Origin of the sequence: Methylobacterium variabile (assembly GCF_001043975.1) — a bacterium.
GTDB lineage: Bacteria > Pseudomonadota > Alphaproteobacteria > Rhizobiales > Beijerinckiaceae > Methylobacterium > Methylobacterium variabile.
The window spans coordinates 1-24,346 of the sequence record NZ_LABY01000166.1; the positions used below are offsets into that span (position 1 = coordinate 1).

Genomic DNA, 24,346 nt, shown 5'->3' on the forward strand with positions numbered 1-24,346 from the left:
TACCTGCCCGGGGGGGACAGCCAGCCCTTCCCGCCGAATGTCGGCGACAGCTCGGCTCCCCCTGCCCCGCCCCACCCGTCGAACCCCGATTTCCAGCGCTACTCGGCCGGGGTCTTCGGCGACGCCAACCGCCCGACCAAGGTGGTCCAGCGCACCGGCCGCTCGGCCGGCATCCAGGACGGCTACCTCCAGGAGTCGCAGCGGATCGCCGCCTACCTCGACACGCCGGCAATCGCCGCCCGCCTCGAGGCCAAGTACCCCTTCCCCGCCGTGATGATCGGACCCGACATCGTGCCCCCGGTGGTGTCCGAGCTGCGCGACGTGCGCCAGACCCCGACCCGCACGCTCCTGGTCACCACGCTTGGATCCTTCGAGATCGTGCGCGACGCCCGCGTGACCGTGATCCCGCCGAACTGGCGGGACTACCTCACCGTCACCCCGCCCCCCGAGGGCCGCACCACCTGGACCCTGCCCAAGGGCGACGCCGAGAAGGCGAACTGGGAGATCGGCTACAAGGGCGGCCTCGAGGTCGGGATCGCCCAAGCGCGCGCCGCCTTCGACGACGGCCTCGCCCGCCTCGACCGGGATTTCCTCGGCATGCGCCGCTACGGCGAGCTCGCCGCGGCCGGCGCGGTCAGCCTGCCGCTCGTGAAGGTGCGCGCCACCGCCCTCAAGATCGGCAAGGACGGCCGCTCGGCCGCGGTCGACCAGCGCCTGCTCAAGATCGTCGTCGCCCCGAAATTCCTGCGCACGGCCGCGGCGGAATAGGCCCATGCGCTGGACCGGAGCCACCCGCTACCCCGACGAGCCGATCACCGTGCATGGCCGCGACGAGGTCACGCGCCTCCTCGTCCACGCCGTCGCGATCGGAGCCTCGGACGTCATCTTTCAAAGTGGCCGGCCGGTGCTCGCCTCCGTCCACGGCCACCTCTGCGCCCTGACCCAGGTCTGGCTCCAGCCGACCACGCTCGCGCGCATCGCCACCGAGCTGACCACCACCGACTCGATCATGTCGAAGCTCTACTCGGGCCAGGACTTCGATCGCGCGATCACGGTGCTGGAGCAGGACGCGAGCGACCGCCATGCCGAGCCGATCGGGCACCGCTTCCGCATCAACGTCACCGCCGGCTACTACGAGGGCGACGTCGGCGTGCAGATCGTCTGCCGCCACATCCCGGCCGAGCCCCCGACCGTCGAGCAGAACGGCACCGAGCCGGAGATCGTCGCCGAGTCGACCCCGGCGCAAGGCGCCGTCATCATCGCGGGTGAGACCGGCTCGGGCAAGACCACGACGATCGCCGCCCTGATGCGCCGCGTGATCGAGGAGCCGACGCCGATCCACGGCAACGTGCTGAGCTACGAGGCGCCGATCGAGTTCGTGTTCGAAGGGGTGCCCTCGGCGAGCTGCACCGTCATGCAGCACGAGATCGGCCTGCACCTGCCGTCGTTCGCCGCCGGCGTGCGTAACTCCCTGCGGCGCAAGCCCGCCCTCATCATGGTGGGCGAGCTGCGCGACATGGACACGGTGCTGGCCAGCGTCGAGGCGGCCCAGACCGGCCACCCGATCTACACCACGACGCACGCCAACGACGTGGCGCATATCCTGCGGCGGCTCACCCTGAAGTTTCCGGCCGACTTGCAGGTCCAGGCCTTCCACGACGTCCTGTCGAGCACCCACCTCCTGGTGTCGCAGCTCCTCGTGCCGAAGGTCGGCGGCGGGCGGGTTTGCCTTCGCGAGTGGCAGGTCCTCACCGACCCGGTCCGGCGCGAGGTGGCCCGCGCCGGCATGGCCGAGGCCGTCGAGACGCTGCGCGCCATCATCGCGCGCGGCGAGGACGGCCGCTCCATGCGCGTCACCGTCATGTCCGCGCTCGAGCGGGGCGTGATCGACGTCGCCACCGCCCGCCGCGTCCTCGACCGCTACGGATACCGCGATGCCCGTCTCGCGGCGTAGCCTCCTCACCGGCCTTGCCGGCACCCTCGCGGCCACCCTGCCCGGGCTCGACCGCGCCTATGCAGCCGCGCTCGCCGGGGCCCCCGGTCCCGTGGCCATGGCGCCTGTCCGGCTGTGGCTGCGGCGGGAGGGCACCGGCGAGGAGGTGAGCGCGATCGTCCGGACTCCGGACGGCTACAATGCGCGCGACCTCCTGCTGCTGTCCTGGCTGCTGCGCGACGTCGGCGACGCCAGCTCGGCGGTCTGGATCGACCCGCGCCTGTTCGACCTCCTGGCGGCGGTCCAGGGCGCGATGAGCGCCGTCCACGGCTCGGCCGTGCCGCTGATCGTCACCTCGGGCTACCGGACGCCCAAGCACAATGCCGGGCTGGAGGGAGCGGCACGCGCGTCCCTGCATCTGGCCGGCCGCGCCGTCGACCTCAAGGCCGTCGGCTACGCGCCGGACGCGGTCGCGGTGGCCGGCGCGCTCTGCGGACGCGGCGGCGTCGGGATCTACCCGAACTTCTGCCACCTCGACCTCGGCGAGGCCCGGGTCTGGGGCCGTGCGCGCAAGAGCCCGCCCGGCCAGCCGGCGCCCGGCACCCCGATCACGCATCCGAAGGAGCCCGCATGAGCGACGGTCACCTCCCCTGGCGCTGGTCCGCCGTGCCGCTGCGCTTCTTCGGCATTCACGGCAGCATCGCGATATTCTTCCCGTTGCTCATCATCACGGGTCTGAGCCGCTACACGTTCATCGCGATGGGGATGTACGCGGCGTTCCTCGCCTACTGCAATCATCGCAAGATGACCCCGATGCGGTATCTCAAGTACGTCTGGGCGAAATTCATCGAAGGTGGCAAATGGCCGGCGTTCTAGCTCGAACCCCGCGGATGCGGTCCTCCCTCATCCTCGTCGCCGCCGCCGTCGGCGGGCTCGGGCTGGCAGCACCTGCGCCGGCCCTGGCGCAGTCGACGGGCAATAATTGCCTAGTGCGGCAGGCAGCCGACGCCGCCGTGCAGCGCCAGATCGCGCTGATCGACGCCGCCAAGGTCAATCCGCAGAGCTTCTTCACCGGGCAGAACTCCTGCATCGCCGGCGACCTGCTGAAGCGGTTCGATCTCTCGAACCTCATCCCTGACATACAGAGTGTCGTTACGAATGCGGCGATCAACGCATTTTCGGGGGTCATGGACGCTGCCAAGCGCCAAGTGTGCCAGATCCTCGACAGTCAGCTTCAAAATACGATTAGCAGTATCAATCGGCAGATGGGGAGCTTCCAGAGTTCAATCGGCGGCGATTTGTTTCGACAGCTCAACGGATCGATCATGCCAATTTCCATACCAAACATCACTGGAATAGGCACTTATCAGAGGTTGCGTGACGACCAAATAAACACCTTGGGATCAATCAATCTCAGTCAGGCGTTGCAATCATCGCCTCCTGCTGTCCTGCCGCAGAATACGGATCAGCCGGGCGTCTCTTCTACAATCGTCATTCCGCAGTCGTCGGGCACCACGACCGGCACCGGATTTGAGGGAATTATGCGATGATCGCTCGTGTCGCTCTGCTGTCCTCTGCCTTGTTTCTCGGTGCCGTCGGCTCAGTGCAAGCCCAGAAGCTCACTTTGCCTGTCGGAGAGTGGGGACACTCGTCCAATCATGGACTGGATTGCAGTCCGCCATTTCTGAAAATCGAGCAAAATCGCATCATCAAGCGCCTTGGGGGAGGAGAGGGGCGTTGCCCAATAAAAAATATTAAAAAGGAGGGTAAATACCTCATGGTTGACGTCAAGTGTGTCTATGACAAATCTATCCCTCCAGAGCATCTGATCGAGGGTGATATTGATGACGATTCATTCTCGCTCTTCGTTAAGAGCCCTACAAAAATACTATTCAACAATACTCTTCATGAGCTTTGCAAAACAAATCCCGGAGGTGCTCGATGATTCGCCCTGGTACGTTTGTCCTGTCCTGCATCGCGATGGCATTTCATGGAAGCCTTGCATTTGCGGGGACATGCCTTACCGCCGACATCATGAGCCCAGGCGGTCAGCGAGTCTCGTCGCCCTACGGCGTCGATCGAACCGGTCGGCGCGGTGCCTCGAACGGCTATCACCAGGGTTTGGACATCGTAAACAGTCAGGGGTTTGGAACAAAGATTTTCTCTGGTTCGGCCGGTCCAGTCTCATTTTATAACTTCAAGGGCGGCGGCGTTATCGCTGATGTTACGTCTGGAGATACGCGCTTTCTGTATCTACACATGAATACGACGACCCTGCAAAAGGGGCAGTCTGGGCGAGTTGCTGCAGGTGATCAGGTCGGCACGATGGGGTGCGAAGGCATGGGTAGCTGTGCCCCTCACCTTCACCTCGGCACGTTGCTTAAAGGCAGCACAATCTCAACGACGGGCACTAACGGTCGCGTTTGGAGAATGGGTTCCGGCAAGGGCGCGAGCCCCCTGACTGCCGACGCGATCAAGGCAGCTCTTCCGGCGGCCTGGTACTACGTCAATCCCGAACGGTTCCTGCCACGCCAGATCCCGATCTCGACCAAGTATCCGGACATGGAGGGCGGGCCGCGCGACACCACCCTGCCGAAGACCTGCGCGCCCGGCGCCAACGATGCCGCTCCCAGCGAGACCGTGTCCCGCTCCGATACCCAATCCCGGCAGGCCTCCATCTCTGCCGCAGCGGAGCGATCGACCGGGTCGGAGGACCACGCGGTCAAGGTCGCCAACCAACCCAACCGCAGCCTCTACATCGAGCTGGCGCGCATCAACGCCACCGAGCTGACCGCCAACACCTTCGACTACGACGCGCAGATGGATGCCGCGCTGGCCCAGCTCGTCGCCCTCTACGCCCTCGATGCCCGTCCCGTGGAGGTCCGGCCGTGAGGCGCCAGCTCTCCCTCCTCCTTCCGGCCGGCGCCGTCCTGGCCGTGGCCCTCGTGTCCCCCGTCCAGGCGCAAGGGCTCTACCCGCAGTGGGAGATCTCCCTGCAGCGGCTGTTGTCCGGCATGAAGGTCTCCGGCGCGCAGTCGAGCGCCACGGCCCTCCAGACCACCAACGGGCACAAGGCCGCGGCCGAGGCCGCCGCATCGACCCTGGTGAGCCAGGACAATGCCCTGCGGCTTGCCCGCATCCAGCACCAGTACGGCTACGACACCGGTACGGGCTACGCCGCCTGCGATGTAGCGCTTGGGATCAGCCAGGAGCGCGACAGCTACGCCTCGGCCGACAAGGTTCGGCAGAGTTTCCGTGCAGCCGACCAGCGCTGGTTGACCAATGGCGGTGATGCGGCCGAGCGCAAGGGCGACAGCCTCGCGCAGCGCCGCACCTTCTACTGCTCGCCCTCCGAGCAGGAGACGGGCTGGTGCCGCGGCGCCAAGCCCGGCGGCTTCGGCGCCGGCGACTCCGACGCCGCGCCCTGGCTGCTCAACCGCGACTACGGCGCCGAAGAGGTGATGACCGCCGCCGACTACCTCGACGTCGTCGCTCCCCTGCCCACCGTGAAACCCAATCCGGCCACGGCCGAGCAGGATGCCGCCCTCGTCATGGCCCGCCGCCACGGCGCGATCATGAGCGGGGCTCGGGCCGGCCTCGTCGGCGTCATCGTCGGCGGCATGGGCGGCGACAGCCGCCAGGGAGGCAGCCCGTGACCCGTCACATCCTCCTCTCAGGCCTCGCCGCCGCGGCGATCGGCGCCGTCACCCCGGCGCAGGCCCAGACCTGCTTTGGCGTCGAGGCGCGCGTGAACGTCGCCACCTCCGCTCTCACCACGGCGATCACAGGCGCCATCACCACCACCCAGGCCGGCCTGATCGCCCAGGAGATCGCCGAGCGCGCTCGCCTCCTGTCGGCCGTGAGGGTGCTCACCGCGCAGTCCGCGGCCGGCTCGGATCAGGTCTCGAACGGCTTTCGCGCCTCGAGCGAGGCGCTCGCCACCACCGTCGTCACCCAGGAGCAGCGCCAGGCCGTGGCGCTGGCCACCCACCGCTACGGCTCGGTCGGCTACGACCCGTGCGGATCGAACACCAAGTCGCAGGCCCTCTACACGGCGATGACCGGCTCCGCCGCCGCCCGCCAGCAGATCGTCACGCCCGTGCGCGCCCAGCCCGGCCGTTACGCCGACCCGAAGGACTGGGTGAACGACGTCCGCTCCGGTGACGCCCCGGACGGCGCCGCGCTCTACAGCGGTGACGCGCAGGCGGCCGGCAAGTTCATCAACACCGTCGTCGGTTCGCCCGACGCGCAGCCGCGCAGCACGGCCGCCACCGCCACCAGCGACCGCGACCGGCTGGAGAAGACGGGCAAGGACACCTACCGCTCGATGACCGCGGTCGTGCTCGCCGACATCGCCGCCGATTACCGGCCCAACGGCCCGATCGCGCAGGCCCGGAACCTCTCGACCCACTGGCAGGGCAACGACGGCGGAGCCGCGTGGGCCGCCGGTGTCGCCGGCCAGCACGATCGCGGCATCATCCAGGACGCGGTCCGGATGGAGGCGGCCAACCTCGCGCTGCTCGCCCACCAGATCAAGCGCGGCATGCGCACCGAGGCCACCGCCGCCGCGCTGCTGCTCGCCATGGTCAACGCCCGGATGACGAACAGCGTGCCCGCGCTCGAGCGCGGTCCCCTCACCCCCGCGAGCTTCCAGGCGCCATGATGAAGCCCGTCCTCCTCGCCGTCTCCGCCGCCGCCCTCGCGGCCGGCCTCGCCTCGCCGGCTCTGGCGCAGACCTGCTTTGTCGCCGATCCGATCTGGATTGCCGGCCACAACAGCGCGACCACCACCCTGACCACGGGTGTGACCGCCATGGGCACCGCCGTCGCGGCGCAGCGCAGCATCACCCTCGAGCTGCTGCTGTCGGCCATGAAGGTGCAGACCGCCCAGACCTCGACCAACGGCGAGCGCGAGGTCAACCTCGTCAGCAACACCCAGCAGGCCGTCGCCTCGACCCTGTCCCAGGTCGCCCAGCGCCGCGCCCTCGTCGACGCGCGCGAGCAGTACGGGATCGACACCGGCCAGGGCGTGAACGCCTGCGGCTCGATCGACCTGATGAACGCGACCAGCCGCTCGATGGGCAACGTCCCCAAGAGCGGCCGGGAGACCTACCGCAGCCTCGACGTGGCGCCTGGCAAGAACACCCCGATCCAGGAGGCGGCCCGGAACCGCTTGCAGAACCCGACCAAGACCGACAGCGCGGTCCTGTTCGATCCCGCCGCCAGCGACGACGACCGCAAGAAGGTGATCGAGGCCATGGCCGGCATGCCGATGCCCAAGCCGACGGCGAACATGTCGGGCGCGGAGGCCGACGTGATGATGCTGCGCGCCCGCAAGGTCGAGGCCCTGCGCTCGCCCGCACTCGTCTCCCTCAGCGCCGTCCGGGCGATGTCGTCCACCGACGACCACCAGACCGGCACCTCCGCCGGCTCGCCGCTCGCCCAGCTCGACGCGCTCATCAGCCAGTACGGCGGCGGGCCGCAACACGAGGCGTGGTCGGCCGGCCTTGCCGGCCAATCCGAGCACGGGCTCCTGATCGAGCTCGCCCGGATGCGCTCGATGTCGCTGAGCCTGCGCCAGCAGCTCATCGAGCAGCAGGCCCGCACCTCGGCCGTGTTCGGCACCATCCTGGCCACCCAGGCCGGCGGCAACCTCTAGGGGATCTCCGATGCTCCGCAGGATCATCGCCGCCGGCGGCAGCCTCGGCACCCTCGCCGCGACCGGCGCCGCCCAGGCCCAGACCACCGGCAAGGAGATCTTCACCCCGGTCCAGAACGACCTGGCGCTCATCAACTTGCGCAAGCTGCTCGGCTGCGTGGTCGACGGGGTGTGGACCGCCGCGACCTGCTCGGACGATCGCCCGCTCACGGTCGCCTTGGGATATTTCAACGTCGGCTGCCTGATCGTCTCGACGATCCTCGCCTGCTACCTGCTCTACTCGCTCGTCGCCGACACCGCCAACGACGGCCAGGCCTTCGGGCGGGGGTCCTCGGCCAAGTACACCATCCTGCGGGTGATGACCGGCGCGATCCTCAGCCTGCCGATCAAATCCGGCCTGTCGCTGGTGCAGATCCTGGTGGTGCAGATCGCCGTCTGGGGCTCGGGCTTCGGCGACACCCTCTGGACCCGGGTCGCCGGCACCCAGCTCACTGGCATGTACGGGACGCTCGCCCAGCCGACCCAGGCGCTCGGCGACTTCGCCCTGCGCGGCAAGCTCGCCAAGGTGCTCGAAGCCCGCCTCTACGGTCACGTCTGTGCCCAATCGCTGATGCTCTATGCCGCGAACGTGGCGGGCCGAAAAAACGCGGCCGTAATCAAAGAGGATACCGCCATAGACAAGGGTTTGTTCGGATCGTGGAGCACGCAGACGACGACCTACTTCTTCGTTGACGAGAAAGGGTATTTTCGCAAATCGAACAACCTGTGTGGCTCGGTCGTCTACGAGCACCAGAAGATCAACGTGAACCTCGCCGACACGAAGGACGCCACGACGACGTCGCTGCTGATCGCGCTGGCCGAGCAGCAGAGCCAGCGCGCGTTCCAGGCGGCGATCGGCAGCCTCAACGCCGCCGCGAGCGGGATTGCCACCACCATCATGTCGGGGGTCCGCGACGAGGAGGCGATCCAGGGTCGTATCAAGGACGCGATCGACGCAGCCTATACCAGCGTCAGCCAGAGCCTGTCCCAGGGCGACAACGCTCAGCTCAACCAGGCCCTGCGCACTTACCTGGACAACTCGACCGAGAACGGGTGGCTGTCCGCCGCGATGTGGCAGCGCTCGATGAGCCTCGTCCAGGCAAAGCTCCTCGCCTCTTCGGCCGGCCCGAGCGCCTCGGTGACGGCGGTGCCCCCGGCCGCGATCCACACCTACATGCCCTCGCTCGGCCACAGCTCCTACTGGGCGCTTTCCCAGGAGGCGCAGCGCAACGTCACCTATGTCGGGACGTTCTCCGGCTTCATCGCCGCCCAAGGCACTGGCAGCGTCGCGCGCATCACCAGCGACGACCCGGCGGCGCAGTCCGACCCGCCGCGCATGTTCGCCAGGGCGCTGTCCGCGATCTACTCGGGCGTGCTCGGGGTCATCAGCCGGCCGGAGAGCACGACCTGGAGGGACCCGATCCTCGAGGTGCAGGAGATCGGCCAGAGCATCGCCAACTTCGGTCTCCTCGCGACCGGATCCGCCGTCGGTTCTGATTTTATTGGCTGGGGCTTAGGCTTCGTCAAAAACCCGGCCGCGCAGGTTGGGCAACAGCTCGCAGAAAAAGCCTCCGGCTTCCTCTACTTCCTGGCGACGATCCTGTTTGCTGCCGCCTTCATGCTGGTCGGTCTGGTGCCGTTCGTCGTCATCGTTCACTTCCTGATGGGCACCTTCAACTGGTTCCTCGTCGTCGCCGAGGCGATGATCGCGGTGCCAATCTGGCTTTTGACCAAGTTCATGCCGGCCCGCTCCGACAGCTTCGTCGGCAACAGCGGCCAAGGCTACATGTTCTTCCTCGGCATCCTGCTGCGCCCTCCCCTGATCGTCGTCGGCCTCCTCGCTTCGCTCCTACTGATGCGGGTGGGCATCGACATCACCAACGTGTTCTTCCGCGGCGCGCTGGCGATGCTCTCGCCCGACGGAACCATCGCCTACGCGATGGTTGGGACCGCCGGGCTGTTCGTCTACGCCGTCGTCCTGTTCTCGATCGTCATGCTGTCGGCCGGGCAGATCAGTGCCCTGCCGGAGACCGTGCTGTCCTGGATCGGGGCGCAGATCGAGCGGCGTGCCGGCAGCACCGCGGCAGTCGCCGCGGCCGGCATCGTCATGCCGAACTCACCCAACCGGATCCCGGGCAGCAACGCGAACAGGGCCGCCGGCGCCCTCCCCGCCGGCACGCGGGCTCTCTCGAGAAAAGCCGGCCGGACCATGCTGTCGAAGATCCGCGGCGAGCAACAAGGCTGAAGGGAGCGTGATCGATGAACGATGACACCCCTAAAGAGGTCGCGTGGCATTTCGGGATCGCGACCGTCCTGTCCGTGTCGCTGTGCGCCGCGCCGTTCGTGCCCGAGGCGATCCTGGCCTATGCCGGATACCGCTTCCTGCGCCACTTCACCTACGGCTGGCGCAGCTGGCGCGCGCCCGGGCGCGTGCCGCACCATCTCGGACGCCGCGGCTACCGCGACGCGACCACCCGCCGGCGCGGCGACGCCACCTGGCCGATCGGCCTGGCGAAGACCGGCCAGGTCTGGCTGCGGCGCGAGGATCTGGTTCAGGGCGTGGCGATCGAAGGCGACGACCTGGAATGGCAGGCCCTGGCGATTGGCAACCTCGTGTTCGGGGCCTGCATGAACGGCATGGGCGCCATCGTCGTCGAGGGCATCCCCAAGCCCGTCGCCCGGAAAAAGTCCGAACTCTCCGACGACAAGGTCCCCAGGAAGCCGGCGATGCTCTCCCGGCAAATCTCCCAGATCGCGCGGCCCTTCGGCCGGGACACCGAGGTTTATTCCATCGATCTCGATGCCGTGCCGCAGCCGCCCCTGCGGGTCGCGGCCTCGACCTTGGCAGCCGCCATCGCTGACATGCGCCTCGGACCCGAGGCCGAAGCCTTGCACAAGGAGCTGATGCCGCTCGCCATGGCGATCGCCACACGCCGCGAGAAGAACCCGCTCGAGATCTACGCCGCCTTCCTCGACGAGGTCGCGCTCGCCCGCCTGGTCGAAGGCAAGTACGAGATCGAGGGGCACGAGGTCGCCGCCGACGGGGACGCATCGGCCGAAGGGGCAGCTCTCCGGAAAGCGATCAGGCCGATCCAAGATCTCCCCGACGACAAGCGTGAGATTGGGCGCAAGGCCCTCGCGGCTCACGCGGCCGAGATCGCCGGCCTCAAGAGCGTCTCGCTCATCGAGGGGTTCGAGCTGCGCTCTGCCATCTCGGCCCGGGGGATCGTCTGCATCCGCCCGTCCTCGCCGCTGACCACCGCGCTCGTGATCGCGCGCTGCGTCGAGGCTCTGGTGGAAGGTAAGCCTGGCCACGCCGCGGACAACCTCATCCACGTCGTCTATCCCGCAGAGCTGTCGGGAACTTCGGCTCGGCGCTTCCGGGCAGCCGCCGTGCAGGCGGGAGCGATCGGCACCCTCTCCCTCCCGGCGAGACCGCCCGGCCACATCTACAAGGCCGTCCGGAAAATCACCGCCCTTCGCATCCAGGGCAGGACCGGCTCCCGCAACGGATCCAGCGAGAATGCGAAGGTCATCTCTACGCTCAAGGACTGTTCGTTCACACTCGACGTTGAGTTGCCGGCGTGATCGAGAGTCCAACCCGAAAAGGGCCTAACAAAGGCAGATCTCAGTGGAAACTACGATTGGATCACACCAAGGGTTCGATTCGAGTTGACAATCTTCGCCGTTGCGCGGGAGATGCCAATTCTCCGGCTTCTGGCCTGCGAATCGCCACCAGGAGTTCACCGCCGCCGCAGAGCACCCCTGAAAAGCCATCGACCCCCACCTCCCTGCAAGGAGGTAGGGGCCGAGTGACCATCACAAGAAGGCTGTAGGAGCCGAAAAACCAACTCCTACAAGCCACAGATCGCCCCCGGGCGTCAAGCGAGAAACGTCGTTTCTTGTGATGGAGAGGCTTTGCCTGGAGGAGGCCGCCCCTATGGGGTGACCTCACGAGCTGTCGCGGCCCGACCAGAGAGGGATCGGGCATATGGAACAGAACAGTGGCCGCCTCGGTGAGGCGGTCGGGCGGATCACCGCGCCGTTCGGCGCGCGATCGCTCTCGGCTGCGCAGATCGCCGCCCAGGCCGAGGCCGCCGCGGACCGCCCGGCCGGCATCGTCGCCGAGAAATGGCGCGTCCTGGACGACCTGACGACCGCGCGGACGAGGCTCGGCCTGTCGGCCTCGACCCTCGTCGTGCTCCAGGCCCTGGTCAGCTTCCTGCGCGAGGCGATGCTGGCTCCGACGAAGGACACCCCCGACTTGGTCGTCTTCGCCTCGAACCGCCGGCTGTCCGATCGGGCGCGCGGCCTCTCCGAGTCGGCGCTTCGCCGCCACCTCTCGGCCCTCGTCGAGGCCGGCCTGGTGATCCGGCGCGACAGCCCCAACGGCAAGCGCTTCGTGCGCCGCGGCGAGGGCGGACAGATCACACACGCCTACGGCTTCGACCTCACCCCGCTCGCCCTGCGGGCGGCCGAGATCGCCGCCCTTGCCGATGCCGTCCGTGGCGAGGCCCATGCCCAGAGGCTGGCGCGCGAGACGGTCAGCCTGCTGCGTCGAGACTGCGCCAAGCTCCTCGACGCCCTCGACGTCGCCGACGGCAATAGCGACCCCGGAGAGCCGACCACGGCCGAGCTGCGGGAGCGCTACAACGCTCTGGTCGCTGCCCGTCCCCGCCGGCCGGAGCCCGCCGAGGTGACAGCCCTTGGCGAGGCGCTCGAGGCCCTCGCTCTGGCTGTGAGCAGGGCCCTGATCTCTCGACAAGAATCCAAAAAAATGGGCGGCAGTGCCAGCCAGATCGGGCGGCACATACAGAATTCAAAGGCAGAGCATTTTGATAGTGAATGGGCATTCGGGGGTGAGAAGAAGCCGGCCTCCTCCCCAGAATCGAGCAGGGATCCCGCCCCAGCCGCTCACAACGCGATCCGGTCGACCTATCCGCTGCACTCCGTGCTCGAGGCCTGCCCCCAGCTGCAGGACTACGCCCGCTCGCAAATCCGAACGTGGGACGACCTGATCGAGACGGCCGCCTTCATCCGGCCGATGCTCGGGATCAGCCCCGCGGCCTGGAGCGACGCCCAGGACGCTATGGAGCCCGAGGCGGCAGCGATCACCCTCGCGGCGATGCTGGAGCGCTCCGGCAGCATCAAGAGCCACGGCGGCTACCTGCGGACCCTGACCGAGCGAAAGCGCGACGGAAAATATTCGCTCGGGCCGGTTCTCCAGGCTCTGCGTCGGGGGCGACTTAACCCGCAGGTTGTGGTAGGATGAGATAATTGATTTGTTAGAGCATATGTTTGAAACATTTGAGATAAGGCCGAATCATTGGATATAATCTAATGGCGGATCTCTAATCTCAATGCACGGTGCAGTAGCGTAATTGCGTCTTCTGTTGCATGATGTGTAGACATAGGGTTGGATATATCAACCTTGTGGTTGGCTGTAGTTCAGGCATAGAGAGAGGCGATCATGTTCTGGATGTGGATCACCGGACTGAGTTTGATGTTACTAGCTGCGCATTTATATTACAAAGCTCAGATTAAATATGGTATACCCTATGAAAAGTTTCACTTTGAGAACTCAAACGAATTTGGAATTCTTGCGCCAAAAGATTGGGAAGAATATGAAAAGTTTAAAAAATTTGAAGCTAAGGAACAGTTCAGGGCTGCTCTAATCGCAAAGCCACTTGTATTTATGTTTGGAGTTGGTATTTTTTTGTTTATGATCCCGACGACGAAATTCATATTTCGCATGTAGGGTCGGATATCAGAGATCTATTTATGGATTTCTGACGGTGGGCTACCCGCCACAAGGTGCTGCAACCGGTCGTAGGGTGGGGTAAACCCCGCCCATGACATCATCCCTCGAACTCGTGCTCTCTTGGTCCCGCGGCTTCGCCTCTCTCTCGCACGACCAGCCCCCCTGCCCCGGCCTCAGAAGCATCGACTGGTACCAGACGCACCCCCGCTGCACGGCCTGGATCGAGGAGTGGGGCCTCCAGGCCGCCGACCTCGGCTGGGACACCCTGCGCCTGTTCGGCGTCCACCCAACTGCTGGCACCCTGCGCGGCGATTACACCGGCGCCCTCCTGCCGCTGACCAAGGCCGTTCTCGACGTGAACGCGGAATTCATCCGCTTCCCTGTAACCCGCTCTTTCCGCTTGTCGCCGGTCAAATCCCCCGGCGTGCCGATCTGGGACTTCGGCAAATCCCCCTGACCCGAGGCACCCAGCTCCCCTCCCCCGGCCGGCTATCGTCCTGCCTGCACTCCTGAGCCTCCTTGCCCTGCCGGCAGCCCGCCTCCCGCCTCACGATCGAGCCGAAACCCTAGCGCGGGTGCGCGCCGCCCCTCCAGGATCGACGGTCCCCCCAATTTGCTGACCGCAAATCGGCTCCCCCGTCGCCCGCTCCCGCGGTCGCTGCGCGATCCCGGACCGCCGTCGCCGAAGCCCGCGCTGCATCCCCGGCCTCGATCAACGAGGCGGAGGCACCATGCAGCTCACATTGTTCAAAGCGTTCCAATCGCTTAAATTGGACGACGATACGGCAACCAAAGTGGTCGAGGCGCTCGAGGAGCACATCGCGGTGAAGATCAAGGAAGCGAACGCCGGCCTCGAGGCCAAGCTCAACGCCGTGCTCTGGCTGCTCGGTACGATGACGCTGATGCTCGCGATCATCGGGCTAACCCCGGTGTACCTCAAGCTGTTCGGTCACTGACCGCCGCAGGGGGAGGTCGCACCTCCCCCGATTAGCTGCCACACGGCGACACCTCCGAGGAGCACGGCGCGATGAAGATCGAGGAGGTCAACGCCAAGCTCGAAGCGCAGGTCAAGATACAAACCTGGCTGATCGGCGCGATCGGCCTGATGATCGCGTTCATCGGCATCTTGAACATCTACCTCTCGCTCAACGGGCATTGAGCGTGGGGGATAGGTGCCGCGCCACCGCACGCCAACCCCCGGTTCAAACGCGCAGCAGCTCGTCCCAGCGCGTCGTGTAGCGGGGCGAATGAAACTCCGCCTTGAGCTTCCAGCCCCGCTCCAGGCCCGTGCCGGCGAACCGGACCCGATCCCGCCCGTAGCGGCGGTTGATCGCGTCGATCGCCAGCATCAGCTCCACCCGCCGGCGATCGTCCGGCCGCAGGAACAGCGAGCCCTGCACGGCCCCGGCCGGAACGAGGTCGAGGAGCAGGATCCCCGTCTTCTTGTAGCGGAAGCCCGGCCGGTAGATCTGCCGCAAGCCCCACAACGCCGCCCGGATCAGTCGCGCCGAATCGGCCGTCGCGATCGTCAGCCGGACATGCCGCGTCGCATGGAACTGCGGCTCCTCCGGCTTGTGCCGGTTGGTCGACACCAGCACGGAGATCGCCGCGGCTGCCAGCCCCTGCCGGCGCAGCTTCTCGGCCGAGCGCGACACGTAGGTGGTCAGCGCCTCGGCCAACTCCTCGAACCGCTCCACCGCCCGCCCGAAGCTCCGCGCCGAGCAGATCGTCTTCGAGTCCGGGCTATCCCGCTCGAGGTCGAGGCAGGCAATCCCCTTCAGCTCCAGCACCGTCCGCTGCAGGACTACGTTGAAGCGCTGGCGGATCATCACCGGGTCGGCCGCCCGCAGCTCCAGCGGCGTCGTGATCCCCAGCGCCACGAGCTTCGGCGCCAGCCGGCCCCCGATTCCCCAGATGTCGTCGAGCGCGAGCTTGGAGAGCGCGTCCGTCTGCGCCTCCTCGGTGTCGAGCAGGCAGACCCCGCCCCGCGCCAGATCCTTCTTCGCCGTCCTGTTGGCCACCTTGGCAAGCGTCTTCGTCGGCGCGATGCCGACGCAGACGGGGATCCCCGTCTGGCTTGCGACCGTCGCCCGAAGCCGCCGGCCGTGGCCCTCCGGATCGCCGAAGCCCGCGAGCCCGAGAAAGGCCTCGTCGATCGAGTACACCTCCAGGTCCGGGGTGAACTCGCCGAGCACCCGCATCACCCGCGCGGAGATGTCCCCGTAGAGCGTGTAGTTCGAGCTGAAGACCTGCACGCCCCAATCCGCGAACTCGCGCTTTCGCAGATGGTAAGCATCTCCCATCTTGATCCCGAGAGCTTTGCTTTCGTTGCTCCGGGCGATCACGCAGCCGTCGTTGTTCGAGAGCACCACGACGGGTTTGCCATTCAGCTCGGGCTGAAACAGCCGCTCGCAGCTCGCATAGAAATTGTTGCAGTCCACCAGGGCGACGAGGCCAGGCATACGCGGATCGCCGCCTCAGAACACGCGCGACGAGCCGGTGACGACCCCCCAGACCTGGAAATCCGCCTCCTCCGGAACGGTGATGTCCGGAAACGCCGGGTTCTCAGCCTTCAGGATCACCTCGTCGCCACGCTTGAGGTAGGTCTTCATCGTGAAGTCGCCGTTGAGGCACGCGACCACGATGCAGCCCGACCGCGGCCGGCGCGCCTTGTCGACCACGGCGATGTCCCCCGGAAACAGCCCCCGGCCGGTCATGCTCTCGCCGGCGACGCGCACTAGGAATACAGACGGCGCGCCGATCCCATGCAGCTCGTTGAGATCGAGCGGACGCTCGAGGCTGTCCTCGGCCGGCGACGGGAACCCGCACGCCACCGAGGCCGTCACCAGGGGCGCGCTCGCTGATGTCCGCACCTCCCCCTTCAGGAAGGCGCCGATCCCGCTCGCAGAGCCGCCGCGGGCCGCCGCAGCCCGCCTGGCGGCATCCGCGATGTCGACGGGCAGGCGCACCACCTTGGTGGGCTCCGCTCGAGGTCTCCCCGCCCCTTCCCGTGGACCACCCCAGGACGTCCGCTTGCTCTGCCGCATCGGGCCAACCCTCCGTCTTGAAATCCGTAACGAATATCAAGCGCACGAGTTGCGCGAACCGTCGAGAGTCGCGACGTGTCAAGCAAAAATACGCCGCGGAGGGTGTGAATTCAGTGGATAAAGGCGCCAATGCGACGTTGGCCTTACGTGTCGTGGCAGAGGCCATAGGCCCAGGGTACCGACAAGCAGAAGATGCGTTTTGGTCGATCAGACCAGAGCGGTTACATTGCCACAGTCTGCTCGCGCCAGATCGCCCAGCAGCCAGAGCGTCGACGAAGGCTGGACGTGGCTTGGAACACCAAGCGGCTGCTGCGATCCGTTGACTTTGCCGAATTAGGAGCCGTGCAGCCGGTAATTTAATGAGTGACAACAGAGCAAGCAGGGATGGCGTAGTGCGAGCGATTGCCTATCGGCCCACTGCCTCCCCACTTTGACGCCGGAATGGCTGCGCACATCATGAGAGGTGACTTCGGCGATCCATTACTCCATGTACCACGCGGAGTTACGGCGTGCTGCGTCAATCTGCAGGCCGAGGACGGCCGTGATGTGGGCGCGGCGCATCGTCGAGGAACACCAGGGCCGATAAGCCGCTGTCGCCCAACAGAGCGAGATTCAAACCAAGCAGCCAGCGCGGCGGCTCGTGGGCGAGTTGACGACCGATGTCGAGCAACGGCCTGTGCCGACATCACTGTTCGCGACAGGCGAACTCGGCTGGAACTCTCGCGGTCAGAAACGGCGGCGCTCAGATAAACCTGCTCAGTGGATTGAGGTGACCAACCTCAGGCTCATTCAGCGCAGTCCGCTCGCATTGACGAGGTGACCGTCCGAGGAACGAATAGGATCAAGGTAGATCCACAAGGCCGCGATGCGTTTGCACAGCGGCGCTTGATCGTGTCGTCGAGCGCCAGGACTACATGGCGCGGTGGGCGAACGCAGTAACCAAGGCCAGAGCAGGATAGGGTGGCCGCTGCGTGTACACCACGCCAAGCGGTTGAGGATGCGATGGACGTTCACGAACCGCCGCTCCTACGTACGGCTCATGAAGGACAGGACACTCGTCACCGCGTGGCAATCTGGCGTCAGAATTGCGCCGGCCAGCAGATGCTGAGCATGGGTCCGTTTGATACAGCGGCAGATACTCCCGCGGCGCGTCCGTGCGCAGTATCTAGAGCGTGCCGTTGAGGATCCGACGGTGATCCTCAGCCGGCCAGCCAATACGCGGCTTCTGCGGCGGCCACAGCGGAGCGAACTACTCCACTGCGCATCGAGGAGTTCAAAGTGGCTCATCACGCCGACAAAGCCCATAACTCCGTTTTGCAGAGATACCTTGGGTCCGCCGGGAGATCGAGACACCATTCGGCCGATCCGCCGTTCCCTCAGCTTCTGCTCTGTCGATAAGCGGCGAGAAGCTCCGGGAGGCGTTCAGCGAGATAGTCGGCGAACCCCGGCTCTGCCTTCTCGTCCAATGTCACCCGCATCGCGTTGGAACTCCGCTCGACGCGCGCGAACTTCACCCCCCTGGCATCCTTCACGATCTCGTCCCGGGCCTTCTTGCGCGGCGCCGACTCGGCGAGGGCGGAGAGGATTAGCGAAAATCGCTCATCTGAGGCCTTGCCGATGAGATCTGGAGAGGAGAGAGCAGTATCGACCCGTTCGGCAGGTGCCACCTTGATCCGGCTGGCGAGCGTGAGCCAACGGGGACGCCCGACTTTTGGGGCCGGTCCAATCGCAGCGAGCACTGCAGCGGGAATTGCCTCGGCCACCGCTAGATAGTTTGCGAGGTCGGGGCGGTGCACGCCCATCGCTTTCAAAATCACATCTCGGGCAACGCCGGCCTGCTCCATATTCCGAGCGAAGTGCGCGCGCTCGATGTAGCTCAGGTCCTCGCGGGCCAAGTTTTCCGAGCCCTGCGCGACGAGCAATTCGGCGTCGCTCAGGTCCCGCACAACGGCGCGCACAGCCTTTCCAAGAACCTGTGCGGCACGCGTCCGGCGGCGCCCATAGGCTATCTCATAGTGTCCGCTCTGCCGGGGATGCCGCCGCACGAGGATCGGCGTGTGCTGGCCTTCCTCGCGGATCTGCTCGACGAAAGCATTGAAGGCGTCATTCGTTGCGTCCGGTACCCGATCGGCAATCGCCGAGGGCAGGCATAGTTCAGGGTCGAGCTCGACGACCGTGCCGTCCGCGTCTACGGGACCAGGTCGGGAGGCCGCCCACATCGCCGCCATGGAACGCGCCGCAGCCGGGCGCTTCTCTGGAGCGGGGGAGGGGGCTGTAGCACCTGCTACAGGGGCGTAACCCATTGAACTTTCAGGAGACGCCTGTTGCGGCGTTTCCGTTTGGATGGGCGTGCCCATGATAGCACTGAGACGCTTCTTCTGGTTCATGCGCGGCCCCAGGTGCGAGCAATAAGACTCTCGATCTCACCGTTGACGGCATCAAGCGCGTCGAGTGCCCGCCGGTAGGTTGATCCCGTCACTTCGTCTCGTCGTAGGGGGGTCTCGTAAACGGTCTGACCACGCAGGCCGGAATTCGATACGGCTGCTGATTGCAGCATGGCTTTGGTCAGGACGCGCTCGCCGAACAAGCCGCGCAGCATCGCGACCACTTCCGTCTGCGGCGTATCCTGAGGTTCGAAGCGGGTTACGAGATAGCGGAACCAGTCGTGGGTCGGAGCTGCGCCTTGCTCCCTCACCGGCTCCATGATCTCATCCATCATCGTGAGAAACTGGCGCATGCTCGAGACGTCGAGCATCTGCGGATGAATCGTGATTAGCAGCGCGGTGGCTGCGCAGAGTGCTGCGATGGTCAGGTAGCCGAGGCGCGGCGGGCAGTCGATTACAACGATGTCGTAGCGATCAGCCACCTCGTTGAGCGCAAGGCCTATGCGCGCGAAGAACGGCGGCTCGGGATCGTTCGTCTTCCGTCGTGCCGAATGCATCGGCGCCTCAAACTCGAAAACCTCTAGCTCAAGATCGGCTGCTACGAGATCAAGGCCGGTGAAATAGGTCTGCCGAATCACGTCGCCGAGTGTGCGTCGCTCCTCACCGTAACGGATCGCGTCATAAATGGTGGGGTAGGGCTCCCGTTCGTTCTCGGGTCGGACGCCTAGCAAGGTCGAGAGGCTGGCCTGCGGGTCGAGATCAATTGCAAGCACACGGTATCCACGCAGGACCAATGATTGGGCTAAATGCGCGGACGTTGTCGTCTTGCCGGAGCCGCCCTTGAAATTCACGCAAGCGATGACCTGCAGGTGCTCGCCTTTCGCAGGATCACGATGGGGCAGATAGCGCCGTCCGACCCGATCGATCTCACCAAGGTGGGCGCGCAATGCGTGGATGTCGGCCAGCGTGAACAGGCGACGGCCGCCTGGTGCAATCTCCGGTTCCGAGACGAGGAGGTCTGGTGAAAGCTGCCGGATGCGGCTGTCGCTCACCCCAAGGATGCGGGACACCTCGCCTGAGGTAAAGCGACGCAAAGTCTTCTTCTCCGATGGGGAGAAGACAACTGACGCGATCTCGCGCAGCTTCGCTCCGAGAATGCGAGCATCATGGCCCGCCGTCTGATTCGGCTCAGGCCCCCGCGGCCCGTTCGGCTGGACGTGCTGATTCATAGCCCACGACTCATTCACGGTGAAACGGTGGAATCAACCGTATCACCGCTAACGACGAATGAGGATCAATGCTGTGTGAAAGGTCGGGCTTCACGCAAGCCTCGCACAAGCTTTGCGGATCGCCACCCGGACAGCACCTTTGAGGATCACAGGATGCAAGTCCGCCCATTCCGGCCGACCGGGGTGGCGCTCCGCGCCGCGATTCTCGCTGCATGTCGATCAGAGGGATCCGGCATCGAGAGATACCCTGCTAGCTCACCCGCCACGAGGCGTCTGCCCGCATCCTCGATCACCGGGCACTTAGGGTGATCGTAGAGTGATCGATCCCCATGCCCATTTACAGGAGCGCCACTCGGTGTTGCCGCAGCGCGGAGCGTGGCGAAGGTACCAGCAAATAGCCTGAACAATCAGGGTCGCCTCGAACTGCTGGATCGGGGAGCCATCGCTGGTTTGCAACTTCCAGCCTGAAGGCGAAGGCACTGAGGATTATACCCTGGTTCTGGAGGGAGGTGGCAAGGTCGGCAGGTACGGCCACGGCCAGCGAACGCGGGACGCTGCGCGTTTGCGACACGACCGTTCCCGATCAGTCGTGAGTGATGGTGGCCCCAGTCGATGGCCAGTGGGTTTGGCATCTCTTTCCGATGGTAGCCCTGATGGTATCGTCGATCGGGAACGCCGCATCCTCAGCGAAGGATGCGGTTACGGCGAAGGCGGCTGCCTTCGATTGCCACTCGTGACAGGTCGGCTGGATAATTGTTGGCGTCACCGGATCAGCAACGGGCGATCCGGCCGATAATCTATTTGCTACGGAATGGCGTGAGGGACTGGTTGATGGCCACTCTGCCGCCGGATACGGCCATTCTCCAGCGTCTATGAGGTCTCGAAACACTCGTGAGGTGGTTCGCTCAGCCTTGTAGCTTCCAAGCCCTCAAACGTCGCCCATGCCCATTCAGAGCATCTAACGGCCGTCCCTGCTGATGTTCTTCCTAGAACTAAACCTGCATAGGCAGTGTCGTCGGAGTCGGGACCATGGCTCGGCCCAATGGACATATCCGCGGGGCTGAATCACACTCAATTCTGCCGGCAATCCCGGGGACCTACCGGATGCATACTTACGCCGACTCAGGGCAGTGGATCTGTCAGCACGCGGCTGGAGCCTCGTTCCGTTACGCATTGAAGCGGGTATGCGCTCCCTGACGTTTATCCGGATCAGAACCGGCTGTTTGCCGCGAAGAGCATATCCTTACGAGCCATCACCATCTTGCAGGTAGCCCCCGATCGCGTGGCCCCTGCTGATGAAGGCTTAGTTTGATGACGATCCGTCTTATCGAGGATGGCATGGAGACGGCTCGGTCATGCCGAATGCCTCAATCGTTTCCGCTTCTCCCCGGTATCCCCGCTTTCCCTCCGTTTAGAACGTTATAAATAAGTTAGAAGGTTAAGGGCTTTGGGCAGCGGGATTCCTCGCCGTCTATCAACAACTTGTCCCCAGTCAGGTGTTCCTGAAAAGACGTGGATTCGTTCCGGATCGGACGTGAGTCGCGTTCTCGAAAAGCCGCGTATCCATTCCCGATAAGGCGACGCCGTTCCCAAAGAGCCGAACAGGGAGTGACCTCTATGGTCGCGTTCCCGAAAAGCCGATTCACCAGCAAGGAATCACCCTGGTCAGAGGGCTTTCCACTCGGCGCGAGGGCGATTTCAGCGCTGTCCCTCGTTTTTCGGGAACGCTCAGTCGCTGGCTCGAACGAAGCGCTCGGCGAACCCCAAGAACGCCTTCTCATAGTGGCCGGGCTCGCGGTTTGGGTCGTCCTCGATCCACGCGTCGAACTCGGCTTTCACGCCCCATACATCCCAACCAGGATGCGCCTTCTTGAACGCACTCACGGTCTCGTCGGTCAGTTGCCGGAACAGTGGGATATCAGGGACAGCCGATGTCTTGCGACGCCGAGTTGCCTTCGGCTTTTCAGGAACAGGCGCATAGTCCGCGAGCTCGCGTCGCATCATGCGCAGGTGCGGCTCGGCGCGCCCTTTTTCCTCAAGGCGCAACGCGAAGCCCGGCAAGGCATCCTCGCGTGCGATTTTCGCCACCTCGAACTTGAAGCGGCGATAAGTGCCTTCGGCTCCCGATTTCTCAAACAACGTCGGTAGGCTGATCGCAAACCCGTCAGAGCCAGCACCACCAGCATGTTTGCGGGCGACACGATAGAGCCAGCGCTCGCGCCCGCCAGTGATGTCGAAATAGGCTGCGTCGATGGCTAGCACCCCGCCATCCATAAGTACACCTTCGTAGAACCAGTCGGACAGTACGATCGACATTCCCCGGCTTGACTGCGACTTTTCGTCCACGATATCGGTGATGTCGCTAATCCAACTAAATTCCCTGTCCTTACGAGTGCGAGGGTTGGCTCTGATGTTGGTGATGACGCGCGTCGAGCCGAGACGAGACAGCGCCTCCTTCAGTCGCTTGTACTGATCGCCGCCTGTCTTGCGGCCGATAGCCTTCAGCAGCTCGTAAGGCATGAAGTCGAGCTTGCGGGGGATGTCGTTCACCCCGCGGCGGCGCATCTCGATCAGCTGTGACGCCGCCCATATCAGGATGTCGGCGTCCCAGATCGTCGCCATGCCGACCTCGGGCACGGCGAGGACGCGCACATGCACCTGGCCATCCGGCGAGGTGTATTCGATAGGCTTGACGCGCTTCTGTTTAGAAATCGAGAAAAACGGCCGCTCCATCGTCTCCCGTTGGTCTTTGAATGTGACGAACGGGACGACCAGGTCGAGATCGTTGCTGCGTTTCGGGCTCATGGCTGGCCCTCTTTCGAAATCGCACTGAGCGATAGGCCGCGTTTGGCGAAGAGTTCGTTCATAGCCGTCGCTACGAGCGCTTGGACCATTGACTCCGCACCAATCGCAAACCCTTCCAGCTGTCGAGAAGCAGCCTTCGGGCAATGGGAGGAGGGGACCATCTACGGGTCGGCCCGAACCAGGTCGGGCGCGGGGGTGCTTATCATAGGACGGCTCATGGGTGTAGGCCGTGCATTGTCACCTCCGTACGTTGCGAAACTCCTACCGGCGTGTTTCGCTGCCTCCCTACTCGTCTACCATTCCAGCGTAATGGGGAAGCTAGTCAGCGGGTCCGGTACACGGCGCGCCGGAGCAATCACGAGAAGCCCGCGCGCCCGGTGTTGATAGAGAGGCCCCTGCGTATCAAGAGGCCCTACCTGACCGTCTTACCCGCCCTGCTACAGCCACCGACAGATGATCGCCTCGGTCATCTCCGGCCTAGCCGACAAGTCGCCGACCCCTGGTATCGGGAGGCACCGGCTGACATTCGCATGCGGGGGATGCTTGAGCGCGAGATCCCGGACCGGGAACATCGCCAGCAGCTGAAGGCCTGGGTGTGTATATTGGCCGGAACCGCGTCGGTTGAGTATTATATTTTACGGGTATGGTAGGTGGAGATCTTTAGGTATCAAGTAGGGCGAGGCCGGTTGCGACCGGCAGGAACAGCCGCATCGGCTGCTCGAGCAGCGGCATGAAGCCGAATGCCGCGTAGAAGCCGGCGGCCTTCTCGTCGATCGCGTCGGCGAAGATGGCGTGGCTTCCAATCGGCGCGGTGGCGACAGTGCGGATCGCATCGAACAGCAGCGCCTCGCCCAGGCCTGAGCCGCGGAAGGCCTCGTCGCGGCCCATCCAGCCGATCAGGACCGCCGGCACCGTCGGATAGCGCGGCAGCTTCTTCGCGAGCGCGTCCGGCACGTCCTTAAGCGGCACGTTGCTCGAGGACAGGGTGTAGAAGCCGGCCACCCGGCCGGTCGCAACCTCGCGCGCCACGAAGCAGGTGGCGTATTTGCGCTTCACGTCCTGGGAGACGGACTGCCGGAAGTAGGCATCGACCCTCTCATGGCCGCAGGTGAAGCCTGTCCGGTCATGATCTTTGGACAGGGGCTCGATGACGAAGGGGTGTGTCACCGTGGCTGGATCAGAGCAGCGTGGCGCTTGGCAGCGCGCTTCAGCCGGTCGTTGGGCTTGGGCGGATCGATCAGGGCTTCCGCGAAACGCACCTGGTCGGCTTGCGCCATCCGCAGGATCTCGGCCTCCTCGACCACGCGCCTGGCGTCCTCGCCGGCGGTGGCCATGACGAAGCCGGTCAGCGTCATGCCGCGCAGCTCGGCTGCGCGCAGCATCGTGTCATAGACCTGCACCGGGATACGCGCCTCCAGCCGTGCGGTCTCAGGGTCCTTTCTCGGTCGCATACGTCACCATCCTTACCTACATTGTACGGCAAAATGCCG

General features: G+C 65.0%; 24 protein-coding genes and 2 pseudogenes. 18 read left to right on the forward strand and 8 right to left on the reverse strand.

The window, feature by feature from the left end; translation table 11 throughout:
- From VQ02_RS22455 to VQ02_RS39815, 18 genes and pseudogenes are all read left to right on the forward strand, one after another.
- On the forward strand, positions 1-768 hold a 768-nt coding region (locus tag VQ02_RS22455), incomplete at its 5' end, for a type IV secretory system conjugative DNA transfer family protein (RefSeq protein ID WP_048446450.1).
- A gap of 4 nt (positions 769-772) precedes the next feature.
- Positions 773-1,954 carry a type IV pilus twitching motility protein PilT gene (locus VQ02_RS22460; RefSeq protein WP_048446451.1) on the forward strand — a complete coding sequence of 394 codons (1,182 nt, stop codon included), beginning with the start codon at positions 773-775 and terminating at the stop codon, positions 1,952-1,954.
- The gene (locus VQ02_RS22465) at positions 1,935-2,567 is read left to right on the forward strand and encodes a YcbK family protein (protein ID WP_048446452.1); all 633 of its coding nucleotides are present in this window, start codon (positions 1,935-1,937) and stop codon (positions 2,565-2,567) included. Before VQ02_RS22460 ends, VQ02_RS22465 begins: the two co-directional genes overlap by 20 nt.
- Positions 2,564-2,809 carry a hypothetical protein gene (locus VQ02_RS22470; protein ID WP_048446453.1) on the forward strand — a complete coding sequence of 82 codons (246 nt, stop codon included), beginning with the start codon at positions 2,564-2,566 and terminating at the stop codon, positions 2,807-2,809. Before VQ02_RS22465 ends, VQ02_RS22470 begins: the two co-directional genes overlap by 4 nt.
- A 14-nt stretch (positions 2,810-2,823) precedes the next feature.
- Positions 2,824-3,483: a hypothetical protein gene (locus VQ02_RS22475; protein ID WP_245239820.1), complete on the forward strand. Its 660-nt coding sequence runs from the start codon at positions 2,824-2,826 to the stop codon at positions 3,481-3,483.
- Entirely contained in the window at positions 3,480-3,878 is a 399-nt protein-coding gene (locus VQ02_RS35940) for a hypothetical protein (RefSeq protein WP_083469376.1), read from the forward strand. Before VQ02_RS22475 ends, VQ02_RS35940 begins: the two co-directional genes overlap by 4 nt.
- A gap of 89 nt (positions 3,879-3,967) precedes the next feature.
- Positions 3,968-4,312: pseudogene (locus VQ02_RS39385) on the forward strand (M23 family metallopeptidase); the annotation flags it as partial.
- A 51-nt stretch (positions 4,313-4,363) separates the two neighbouring features.
- Positions 4,364-4,825 (forward strand): hypothetical protein, encoded by a 462-nt coding sequence (locus VQ02_RS39390; RefSeq protein ID WP_048446455.1) that lies wholly within the window; start codon positions 4,364-4,366, stop codon positions 4,823-4,825.
- On the forward strand, positions 4,822-5,589 hold the full coding sequence (locus VQ02_RS22485) for a hypothetical protein (RefSeq protein ID WP_048446456.1): 768 nt from the start codon (positions 4,822-4,824) through the stop codon (positions 5,587-5,589). The genes VQ02_RS39390 and VQ02_RS22485 overlap by 4 nt, the downstream gene beginning before the upstream one ends.
- Entirely contained in the window at positions 5,586-6,596 is a 1,011-nt protein-coding gene (locus tag VQ02_RS22490) for a hypothetical protein (protein ID WP_048446457.1), read from the forward strand. The genes VQ02_RS22485 and VQ02_RS22490 overlap by 4 nt, the downstream gene beginning before the upstream one ends.
- Positions 6,593-7,591, forward strand: coding sequence for a hypothetical protein (locus VQ02_RS22495; RefSeq protein WP_048446458.1), 999 nt, complete (start codon positions 6,593-6,595; stop codon positions 7,589-7,591). The genes VQ02_RS22490 and VQ02_RS22495 overlap by 4 nt, the downstream gene beginning before the upstream one ends.
- Positions 7,592-7,601: 10 nt before the next feature.
- Entirely contained in the window at positions 7,602-9,875 is a 2,274-nt protein-coding gene (locus VQ02_RS22500; protein ID WP_048446459.1) for a DotA/TraY family protein, read from the forward strand.
- A gap of 14 nt (positions 9,876-9,889) precedes the next feature.
- Positions 9,890-11,218, forward strand: coding sequence for a hypothetical protein (locus tag VQ02_RS22505; protein ID WP_048446460.1), 1,329 nt, complete (start codon positions 9,890-9,892; stop codon positions 11,216-11,218).
- 403 nt (positions 11,219-11,621) lie between these two features.
- On the forward strand, positions 11,622-12,902 hold the full coding sequence (repC, locus tag VQ02_RS22510; RefSeq protein WP_048446461.1) for a plasmid replication protein RepC: 1,281 nt from the start codon (positions 11,622-11,624) through the stop codon (positions 12,900-12,902).
- 198 nt (positions 12,903-13,100) lie between these two features.
- Positions 13,101-13,388: a hypothetical protein gene (locus tag VQ02_RS37455; protein WP_157080757.1), complete on the forward strand. Its 288-nt coding sequence runs from the start codon at positions 13,101-13,103 to the stop codon at positions 13,386-13,388.
- Between the two features lie 94 nt (positions 13,389-13,482).
- On the forward strand, positions 13,483-13,848 hold the full coding sequence (locus VQ02_RS22515; RefSeq protein WP_048446462.1) for a hypothetical protein: 366 nt from the start codon (positions 13,483-13,485) through the stop codon (positions 13,846-13,848).
- A 274-nt stretch (positions 13,849-14,122) separates the two neighbouring features.
- Entirely contained in the window at positions 14,123-14,347 is a 225-nt protein-coding gene (locus VQ02_RS22520) for a hypothetical protein (protein ID WP_048446463.1), read from the forward strand.
- 71 nt (positions 14,348-14,418) lie between these two features.
- Positions 14,419-14,550 carry a hypothetical protein gene (locus VQ02_RS39815; protein WP_280818961.1) on the forward strand — a complete coding sequence of 44 codons (132 nt, stop codon included), beginning with the start codon at positions 14,419-14,421 and terminating at the stop codon, positions 14,548-14,550.
- A 43-nt stretch (positions 14,551-14,593) separates the two neighbouring features.
- Here VQ02_RS39815 and VQ02_RS22525 read toward each other — a convergent pair whose 3' ends face one another.
- The 8 genes and pseudogenes from VQ02_RS22525 to VQ02_RS22555 all read right to left on the reverse strand — a co-directional run bounded on the left by VQ02_RS22525 (position 14,594) and on the right by VQ02_RS22555 (position 24,307).
- On the reverse strand, positions 14,594-15,853 hold the full coding sequence (locus tag VQ02_RS22525) for a Y-family DNA polymerase (protein WP_048446464.1): 1,260 nt from the start codon (positions 15,851-15,853) through the stop codon (positions 14,594-14,596).
- Positions 15,854-15,868: 15 nt separating this feature from the next.
- A complete protein-coding gene (locus VQ02_RS22530) occupies positions 15,869-16,363 on the reverse strand; it encodes a LexA family protein (protein ID WP_053080506.1) in 495 nt (164 codons plus the stop codon).
- Positions 16,364-17,606: 1,243 nt separating this feature from the next.
- A pseudogene (locus VQ02_RS37460) lies at positions 17,607-17,725 on the reverse strand (IS5-like element ISMra2 family transposase); the annotation flags it as partial.
- A gap of 89 nt (positions 17,726-17,814) precedes the next feature.
- The gene (gene repB / locus VQ02_RS22535; RefSeq protein WP_048446465.1) at positions 17,815-18,825 is read right to left on the reverse strand and encodes a plasmid partitioning protein RepB; all 1,011 of its coding nucleotides are present in this window, start codon (positions 18,823-18,825) and stop codon (positions 17,815-17,817) included.
- Positions 18,822-20,051, reverse strand: a complete 1,230-nt coding sequence (gene repA, locus VQ02_RS22540; RefSeq protein ID WP_048446466.1) for a plasmid partitioning protein RepA — start codon at positions 20,049-20,051, stop codon at positions 18,822-18,824. Before repA ends, repB begins: the two co-directional genes overlap by 4 nt.
- A gap of 1,728 nt (positions 20,052-21,779) precedes the next feature.
- Complete coding sequence (locus VQ02_RS22545; RefSeq protein ID WP_048446467.1) at positions 21,780-22,856, reverse strand: replication initiator protein A; 1,077 nt, start codon at positions 22,854-22,856, stop codon at positions 21,780-21,782.
- A gap of 660 nt (positions 22,857-23,516) precedes the next feature.
- On the reverse strand, positions 23,517-24,023 hold the full coding sequence (locus VQ02_RS22550; RefSeq protein ID WP_048446468.1) for a GNAT family N-acetyltransferase: 507 nt from the start codon (positions 24,021-24,023) through the stop codon (positions 23,517-23,519).
- Positions 24,020-24,307, reverse strand: a complete 288-nt coding sequence (locus VQ02_RS22555) for a type II toxin-antitoxin system TacA family antitoxin (protein WP_048446469.1) — start codon at positions 24,305-24,307, stop codon at positions 24,020-24,022. Before VQ02_RS22555 ends, VQ02_RS22550 begins: the two co-directional genes overlap by 4 nt.
- Positions 24,308-24,346: the final 39 nt, after the last annotated feature.

Coding starts and splice junctions, on each gene's coding strand:
- VQ02_RS22470 (WP_048446453.1), top strand. CDS start 2,564: ATGAGCGACGGTCACCTCCCCTGGCGCTGGTCCGCCGTGCCGCTGCGC.
- VQ02_RS37455 (WP_157080757.1), top strand. CDS start 13,101: ATGTTCTGGATGTGGATCACCGGACTGAGTTTGATGTTACTAGCTGCG.
- VQ02_RS22520 (WP_048446463.1), top strand. CDS start 14,123: ATGCAGCTCACATTGTTCAAAGCGTTCCAATCGCTTAAATTGGACGAC.
- VQ02_RS22505 (WP_048446460.1), top strand. CDS start 9,890: ATGAACGATGACACCCCTAAAGAGGTCGCGTGGCATTTCGGGATCGCG.
- VQ02_RS39390 (WP_048446455.1), top strand. CDS start 4,364: ATGGGTTCCGGCAAGGGCGCGAGCCCCCTGACTGCCGACGCGATCAAG.
- VQ02_RS22525 (WP_048446464.1), bottom strand. CDS start 15,853: ATGCCTGGCCTCGTCGCCCTGGTGGACTGCAACAATTTCTATGCGAGC.
- VQ02_RS22545 (WP_048446467.1), bottom strand. CDS start 22,856: ATGAGCCCGAAACGCAGCAACGATCTCGACCTGGTCGTCCCGTTCGTC.
- VQ02_RS22465 (WP_048446452.1), top strand. CDS start 1,935: ATGCCCGTCTCGCGGCGTAGCCTCCTCACCGGCCTTGCCGGCACCCTC.
- VQ02_RS22500 (WP_048446459.1), top strand. CDS start 7,602: ATGCTCCGCAGGATCATCGCCGCCGGCGGCAGCCTCGGCACCCTCGCC.
- VQ02_RS39815 (WP_280818961.1), top strand. CDS start 14,419: ATGAAGATCGAGGAGGTCAACGCCAAGCTCGAAGCGCAGGTCAAGATA.
- VQ02_RS22515 (WP_048446462.1), top strand. CDS start 13,483: ATGACATCATCCCTCGAACTCGTGCTCTCTTGGTCCCGCGGCTTCGCC.
- repB (WP_048446465.1), bottom strand. CDS start 18,825: ATGAACCAGAAGAAGCGTCTCAGTGCTATCATGGGCACGCCCATCCAA.
- VQ02_RS22495 (WP_048446458.1), top strand. CDS start 6,593: ATGATGAAGCCCGTCCTCCTCGCCGTCTCCGCCGCCGCCCTCGCGGCC.
- VQ02_RS22475 (WP_245239820.1), top strand. CDS start 2,824: ATGCGGTCCTCCCTCATCCTCGTCGCCGCCGCCGTCGGCGGGCTCGGG.
- repA (WP_048446466.1), bottom strand. CDS start 20,051: ATGAATCAGCACGTCCAGCCGAACGGGCCGCGGGGGCCTGAGCCGAAT.
- VQ02_RS22555 (WP_048446469.1), bottom strand. CDS start 24,307: ATGCGACCGAGAAAGGACCCTGAGACCGCACGGCTGGAGGCGCGTATC.
- VQ02_RS35940 (WP_083469376.1), top strand. CDS start 3,480: ATGATCGCTCGTGTCGCTCTGCTGTCCTCTGCCTTGTTTCTCGGTGCC.
- VQ02_RS22460 (WP_048446451.1), top strand. CDS start 773: ATGCGCTGGACCGGAGCCACCCGCTACCCCGACGAGCCGATCACCGTG.
- repC (WP_048446461.1), top strand. CDS start 11,622: ATGGAACAGAACAGTGGCCGCCTCGGTGAGGCGGTCGGGCGGATCACC.